This window comes from Bradyrhizobium huanghuaihaiense (assembly GCF_007830635.1).
Taxonomy (GTDB): domain Bacteria; phylum Pseudomonadota; class Alphaproteobacteria; order Rhizobiales; family Xanthobacteraceae; genus Bradyrhizobium; species Bradyrhizobium huanghuaihaiense.
Genome location: NZ_VLLA01000074.1, coordinates 1 through 6,637, shown reverse-complemented (window position 1 = coordinate 6,637; position 6,637 = coordinate 1). Strand labels below are relative to the sequence as shown.

Sequence of the window (6,637 nt, the reverse complement as noted above, 5' to 3'; positions counted from 1 at the left end):
GGTCAAATACGAAGAAGTTTATCTCCGCGCCTACGACAGCGTGTCCGAGGCGCGAGCGTCAATTGCCAAGTATCTGGCCTTCTACAATCAGGGACGCCCTCACTCGAGCCTTGACGGGCGCACGCCCGACGAGGCTTACTTCGGCACGCAAGCTATGGTGATGGCCGCATGACCGTCGCCGACGATTTTGTCGTCGCTCTGGTCGGGCTACGCCCTCCCGACGCAACGACAAAATCGTAAAGCCCCGCGTTCAGCATAACCCGGCAGGAATCCACTTAAATCCAGCGGGGCGCTGTCCAAACAACCGGGGCCAGCTCTGTTCCTCGTTCATTCGCTCTCTCCTCGGCTATCCAAGGAGGGGGCAATTCCTCGTGACGTCGAGGGGGCAGTTTTCGATGGCGCGCGCGACAGCGAGCCGACTTTGTTGTATCAGTCTGGCTCTGCCCTTTGGCAGAGCCAGAAAGCCAAACAAGCTCGGCCGAAGCTGTCTCGATGGGAGAACTCCAGCCATCTTGGGACGTCAAACAGCACGCGCCATGTTCGATGCGGAGCGCGTTTTCGTACGATCGCTGTCGCTACTGTCGATCAGGTTGGCAGCAGCCATGTGCACTCCACGACAACATACTCCGGAATGCTGTCCAGCGAGGACTTGCCGACGGCCCGAATTTGACGCGTCTGAATGCCAACGGGCGATCGAAGCGATTACCCCTTCTGGGAGTAAAGAGTCGGAATTCGGTGGAGGAGCTCGCCCGGACCTCAACGACGAAAAATCAATGGGGCCGCGAGACGATGCAGTCCCGCGGCCTCGCCACCGGAATTTAGTGAAAAGACAGTTTAAGTATAAAATCCCTCAGCCGGTGTTCTTTCAAGTAGAACACCGTGTTCCAACACTTGCCAATCCGGACAGCTACGGGGAAACGCGTGCAACCGCAGACCAATGCGGCCGCGAGATCGATGAAGAAGCCGGTAAAATTACGGTTCGCCTGTCCTATTCGCCTGTCATAACGGGTGCCAAGCGTCGAAAGAGTGTATCAGCGAGCAGAAGCAGCGCTCGATGCTATGCGCTGTTTGTAGTCGTCGGCGTCGTGCGTAATGGTGATCCTGCAGGTGCCGTTTGAGCGTATCATTGCTGTTGCGCTGATTGCGCGATGTTCGTGCATAACTGCCGGTTGCCGAGGCCCGCTTCAGCGTACGGCTTCCGTTCGCTTAAACCATTTCCTCGGTAAGCCAATGTAGTAGCCGCGCATGCGAAGCTCTGCCTCTCATCTATTGATGTGTTTCGCAAGCGGAACACACCACCGACACGATTGATTATTGCCTCACGCATCTCACGCGCATCGCGTGACGGAGACTTCGCGACGACCGACCTAGTGCTGACGCCAGAGGCCGCCACGCCAGCGGCCGGATCGGTACTCGCGGCTCGTTGCTGGGAAGTCCGGCCTTCAGACCGGCGTGTCGTAGGTGATGGGATAACGCTCTGGAAACGGCCCTCCTGCGTAGTCAATCTCCGCGGCGGGACGGACGCCCCGGATTTGCAGGATGCGGCGAACGATTTCCGGAACTTGGATGCGGCTGATCTGGTCGCCGAGGCAGGTGTGCATCCCGTAGCCCAGATGCATGTAGACCGACTCCGGCCGGTCGATCGCGAAGCTGGACGGCGCCGGCAGTTGCAAGCCATCGCGCATCGCCGACCGGGTCGAGATCAGCACCGTGCTGCCGGCCTTGATTGTCGTCGCGCGCAGCGAGCCCTTGGCTATCCGGTAATCGGTCCGGCAGTGGCGCACCACGAACGGATTGATCGGGTTGAAGCGCAGCGCTTCCCAGCAATAGCGATACATCAGATGGTCGTTGTTGCTGCTGGCGACGTCGATGGCCTCCTTCAGGATCCTCGGGCGCTTGAACAACTCGTCGAGCAGCTGCACGATGGCCGCCGATGTGGTCTCAATCCCGCCGACCAGTGTGCCCATCATATTGGTAATAATGCGTTCGTCGGCGAAGCCGATCGAATCGTCAAAATGGCTATTCAGCAGGCGGCTGAACACGTCCTCGAGCGGCGCCCCATTTTTCAGCTGCTCGCGCCGCTGCGGGAGCAGTTGTGTCAGATAGGCGCGCATCTCCTGCCCAGCGTCAATGTTGTCCTGGTGCACCTTCGGATCTTTGTCCAGGTTGTGAAACATGTCATATTGCGTCGCGCGCGACCAGCGGAACATCGAGGCCAGATCGGGGCCGGGAAAGCCGAAATATTCTCGGGTCAGCTGAATGGGCACCAGGCGCGACAACGTGCTGACCACCTCGATCTGGTTCTGGGTATAGATCTGCTTTTCGACAGACGCATTGGCGAGGCTGCGCACCTTCTGGCGAATTGCCGGCAGATCCTCCATGCGCATGAAGGCGCGCATGATACCCTTGTCGCGCTGGTTTATTTCGGTGCAGTCGCGGCCGAGCATGAAGGGGCCGACCGAAGGGTCCATCATTGGCGCATAGGTGACGTTGAAGATGTCGGGGCGGCTCAGCGCTTCCTGCACGTCGGGGAAGCGGGTGATGAACACCGGCCCCGCGGCGCCCAACGCCAGGTTGGGCCTGACGCGCCGGATGAATGCGAACAATGCATCCGGATGTTTGGCGATCATCCATTTCAGGAACTTCGCCGCCGGCCCCTGTTTCTGTTCCGCCATTGCTGCCGCACCCTAACTCCGAAAAGCTTCGCCTGGTCGGTCGATCCGGGCTTCCGTCCACCTTTCCCCCTGCGGGAGCGAGATGGTCTTCGCTATTGCTCCAGTTGGAGCTGACCCAATCAATTTCAGATCGACTTGAGGAACTCGATGATTGCGTTGCGCTCCTCCGGAGACAGCGCAGGGCCAATGACGCCCTCATGCTTCTCGTTCGAGAATTCGTGGCCGGTATTGCGATTGGCGGGCCTCGACGTATCGATGATGAAGTAGCCCTTGCTGTCGTAGGTCCTGCCTTCAGGAGCGACCGTCCGTGTCACGATACCGACGCGGACAGGATCGAAGCTGGGCTCACCGAGCAGGAAGACTTGTGGGCGCTCCGCAACCGGGCTGAGCAGATCGTAGATCGTCGGCACCGAGCCGTTGTGCAGGAACGGCGCAGTCGCCCATACGCCGTTCAGCGGACGCGCCTTATAGCCGAAACCTGCCGCTAGACAGTTCGGCCGATCGCCTTCGATCTCCGCTTGGACCGTCCCGGTCGACCGAAGCCATTCGTCGATGCCGGATTGGACCACGGCGCCGAGCGCAAGCGCGTAGAGTTGCATCGCATGGTCCGAGAGGTGGATCGTATCCAGCGTGTTGTCAGCCTTCCGTTGGCAGACATCGATGTCGAGGCCGAGCCCTGGGCTGCTCTGGCCCGCCCTGGCCAGTTCGCTGCCGGCGGTGTCCACGGTGCGATTGCGCAGCACGTCGCCCTGGGCCGGATCGGTGCCGATATGGCTTTGCTTGATGATCTTGACGTTGAGTACGGATTCCCTCGTCTGCTTCTCCTGCCCATCGCGACCGCGCCAGCGGATAGGGCCGAAGTTCTTCCAGAACTCCGCGTCCGGGGCCTTGCCGTGCACGATGTCCGGCGTCAGCGCTGGAAGATGGCAGCCGCTGCAATGTTTGTCGTAGAGTTGGGCTCCCACGGCGGCCTTGGCTTTGTCGATCGCAGGAAAGCTGTCGGGCCAGGCTGGCGCATTCAGTCCGGTGAAGGCTTTCGCCACCAGCGGCAGGTCCTTTCCAGCGAGCTGTTGTTCGATCCAGTGCAGATTATCGAAGGGGATGCTGCTGGCAAAACGTCCCCCCTTGGGCGGGGCGGTGAGGTTGAGCTCCGCCGAAACCCCCATCGCCTCGCCGGCATTGCGCACCAATGGCTGCATAATCGAGCCGTCGTACTGCACCCAATCGAACCATGACGATGTCCAGATGTGCGGGTAGCTGACAGGGGCGTTGAGGTTGACGTAGTTGCCGTAGCGCTTGGGGTCGAGTGCGAACACCTGGTTGCCGATGCGATTGAGCGCATCGAGGCGGGTAAACCCTTCCGTGACGTCGATCCCAGCGGGCTGATCGATCAGAGCACCAAGTATTCCATCGAGCTCCTTGGACAGTTGGACGCGTGTAAGATCGCTGTACTCGGTTCCTAAAACGCGCTTCGCGAACCGCCCGAAGCGACCGTCGAAGAAGGGTAGCTTTGCCGACAAAGCGGTCTGTGCGAGCGCAGCGCGGAGCGCATTTGTCAATTGACCGAGATCGGTCACGGCGGGGCCGCCTTCAATGACATAGCGCTTCTCTTTGAAGATCAGTTGGCCGGTATGGCACGCGGCACAGGTCAATCCAACGGCAGTCTCCTTACGCGAAAGTCCGCGGATCGACTGAAACGGCGAATATGCAAAGCCGATCGGCAAACCGTACTCATTGTTCTCGCTTTCGGCAGACTCTATGAATCCAAACCGCAGTAAATAGCGGTTGTCAGAAAACCGTTCTCGTTTGAAAAAGGGGATAGCGAAAGGCGAGTTCAGCGGCGCTTCCAGGGCGAGAAACCATGACAGCGGGATCGGTAAGGTCTGCGTGCCCTGGGCTTTATGATGGAATCGATCGGCGTCTTCGGCGTTCCAGCCCTGATCGAGCGAAACCTGCTCGCTCGCGGAAACCGGTTCAGGGAGACCAGGCGGCGTCAGAGCTTCGATTGTCGCGCCAAGCTGGGAGCTGGTCATGACTGCGATCAAAGCAATGACCACGATGATCGCCAGAAGAACAAGAAAGCGTCGCCACCAAAGGCGCCGAATTGCGCTGGTAACTGTCGACATGGCTCCCCCGTGTCAGCGAACGGCCTCCAGCAGAGAGCCGTGCAAACAGTAATACTACAACTACATGATCTTGTAGGCTTACCCCTGCTGTTGACGTCCTTGAGACGCGATCACTATTCTTTCTGACGTCACAATCGGTGGTCTGTGGAATGGGCGAACTTGACCGCATAACAAGAACATCTAGAGCGTTCGGACGAGCTCTTGTTCGAGCCGCCATCCCATCCTCGCGATCGAATTTGCAGTGACGTTGGGTCCGCTGTGGGAGATCGGGGGGCTGTAATCCGCGGGAACGCGAGCGAACGGAATTGGCCGGGCGCCTGAGGGCAATAGGCTCGCACTCGGAGATCAGGACTCCGTAGGGCGCAATGACCATGAGCATACATCCGGCCACGCCGATCACGATGATGCAGACGGCGAATTCGAGCCAAGCAACGCGGCTACCATTTAACGGCTTCGTTTGGCAAGCACGATGACGGCGCGGCTGACCTGAATTAGCAGCATCGGCGTCAGGCTGTAGCCCGCGACAATGCTCCACATCGTGAGCGTCGGTGGCAGACGTGGAAGACCTCTGTCATCGGCGGCCAGTAGAGAGGGACTGCGAGCAGAGGGCCGTACAGGCCGAGCGCAGCCAGACCCATGGATTGCGCGTGAACTCGTTGAAAACGGTACCGGAGCGGCTGCTGCGCATGGCGACGACGCGCCAGAGTTGTGCGAATGCGACGGCGAGGAATGTGGTGGTGACTATGGCCTCGCCCGTCCAGCCGGGCCGAAACCGCCAGTGTCCCCGCGGTTCTCGCGCTTACGAAGGAAGGCCTCATATCCCTCCGGGTCAACCTCCTTCAGGCGGTTCAGCGCGCGCTTAGCTTCCAGATCGGCGGACTTGCTATGACGCTGTTTGATCTTTTTACTTTTGCTTCCATCTCTGCGAGCTGTCCCGTTGCTGTTGGTACACTCTCGGGTATTGTCTCGAGCTTCGCGCTTGGTCGCGTCTCTTCGAGGCCTTCGACGCACCGATTGGGATGACGAGATGCTGCGGCTCGAATTGAACGACCTTCTCGAAGGTGGGTTTGAGCCGCTCGACGATCTGCACGAGGCCGTCCAGGCGCTGCTCGACCATCCGCGGCGGCGGCGGCGGCGGCTCCGGCGGCCTGCTGCCCGCAGGGCTGATCCAAGCGACCAAGTTTGCATCGTCGCTGTTGAAATGGTTGAAGTCGAGTCGACGTCAGCATCGTCACCTCCGGAGACGTCGGCGTCGCGGCACCGGAAGCTCTGGCAGTATTCCGAGAACGGCACGATCCCCGGCACCGACGACACCTAGCAAGGGATCGACTGCATGGCCCATCCTTCCGCGCAAACGCTCGGGTACCCACGCTAGTAGCCGTGTGCGAGCAGTAACGCCGTCGTGGTCTAGTCATCTGGAACGGAAGTTCGTGACATTAGTTGATCGCTCGGATCTCTAGAGAGGAGAGCGCTCGTGGCGAATGCAGGTGTGAAAGGCCGGCCGATCGCGCCGTTGGTGCTGAGTTCGCAGGAGCGGGCGTACTTGGAGAGGCAAGTTCGTCGTCATCGTGTAGCCCGATCGCTATCTGAGCGATGCCGCGCGATCCTGCGGTGTGCAGTTGGTCTGCCAAGCAAGTCTGTGGCTGCCGAACTTGGCATCCATGAACACACCGTCGGCAAGTGGCGCCGCCGATTCTTGAAGGATCGTTGTGATGGCCTGCTTGACGAAGCCCGCCCGGGCCGCCCTCGAACCATCGACGATGATCAGGTTGCCGAGGTAATCGAGCGGACATTGCGTACGACGCCGCCCGACGCAACGCACTGGTCGATCCGCTC

At 60.0% G+C, this 6,637-nt stretch carries 6 protein-coding genes; 4 read left to right on the top strand and 2 right to left on the bottom strand.

Annotated features, from left to right (window positions below; translation table 11 throughout):
* Both IQ16_RS44440 and IQ16_RS44425 read left to right on the top strand, forming a co-directional pair.
* A partial coding sequence (locus tag IQ16_RS44440; RefSeq protein WP_145831711.1) for an integrase core domain-containing protein occupies window positions 1–172 on the top strand: 172 nt, incomplete at its 5' end.
* Between the two features lie 649 nt (window positions 173–821).
* Window positions 822–1,118 (top strand): hypothetical protein, encoded by a 297-nt coding sequence (locus tag IQ16_RS44425; RefSeq protein WP_125459386.1) that lies wholly within the window; start codon window positions 822–824, stop codon window positions 1,116–1,118.
* Between the two features lie 324 nt (window positions 1,119–1,442).
* Here the strand turns inward: IQ16_RS44425 and IQ16_RS44420 are convergent, their stop codons facing one another.
* Both IQ16_RS44420 and IQ16_RS44415 read right to left on the bottom strand, forming a co-directional pair.
* On the bottom strand, window positions 1,443–2,675 hold the full coding sequence (locus tag IQ16_RS44420) for a cytochrome P450 (RefSeq protein WP_011082852.1): 1,233 nt from the start codon (window positions 2,673–2,675) through the stop codon (window positions 1,443–1,445).
* 125 nt (window positions 2,676–2,800) lie between these two features.
* Window positions 2,801–4,801 carry a c-type cytochrome gene (locus tag IQ16_RS44415; RefSeq protein ID WP_011082853.1) on the bottom strand — a complete coding sequence of 667 codons (2,001 nt, stop codon included), beginning with the start codon at window positions 4,799–4,801 and terminating at the stop codon, window positions 2,801–2,803.
* A gap of 1,027 nt (window positions 4,802–5,828) precedes the next feature.
* Between IQ16_RS44415 and IQ16_RS44410 the strand changes: the two genes are divergently transcribed.
* Complete coding sequence (locus tag IQ16_RS44410) at window positions 5,829–6,119, top strand: hypothetical protein (RefSeq protein ID WP_011082854.1); 291 nt, start codon at window positions 5,829–5,831, stop codon at window positions 6,117–6,119.
* Between the two features lie 156 nt (window positions 6,120–6,275).
* Window positions 6,276–6,637 (top strand): helix-turn-helix domain-containing protein (locus IQ16_RS44405; RefSeq protein ID WP_145832236.1); only part of this gene is annotated, 362 nt, incomplete at its 3' end.

Excerpts from the sequence above, each read along its gene's own strand:
- IQ16_RS44420 (WP_011082852.1), bottom strand. The coding sequence starts at position 2,675 with ATGGCGGAACAGAAACAGGGGCCGGCGGCGAAGTTCCTGAAATGGATG.
- IQ16_RS44415 (WP_011082853.1), bottom strand. The coding sequence starts at position 4,801 with ATGTCGACAGTTACCAGCGCAATTCGGCGCCTTTGGTGGCGACGCTTT.
- IQ16_RS44410 (WP_011082854.1), top strand. The coding sequence starts at position 5,829 with ATGCTGCGGCTCGAATTGAACGACCTTCTCGAAGGTGGGTTTGAGCCG.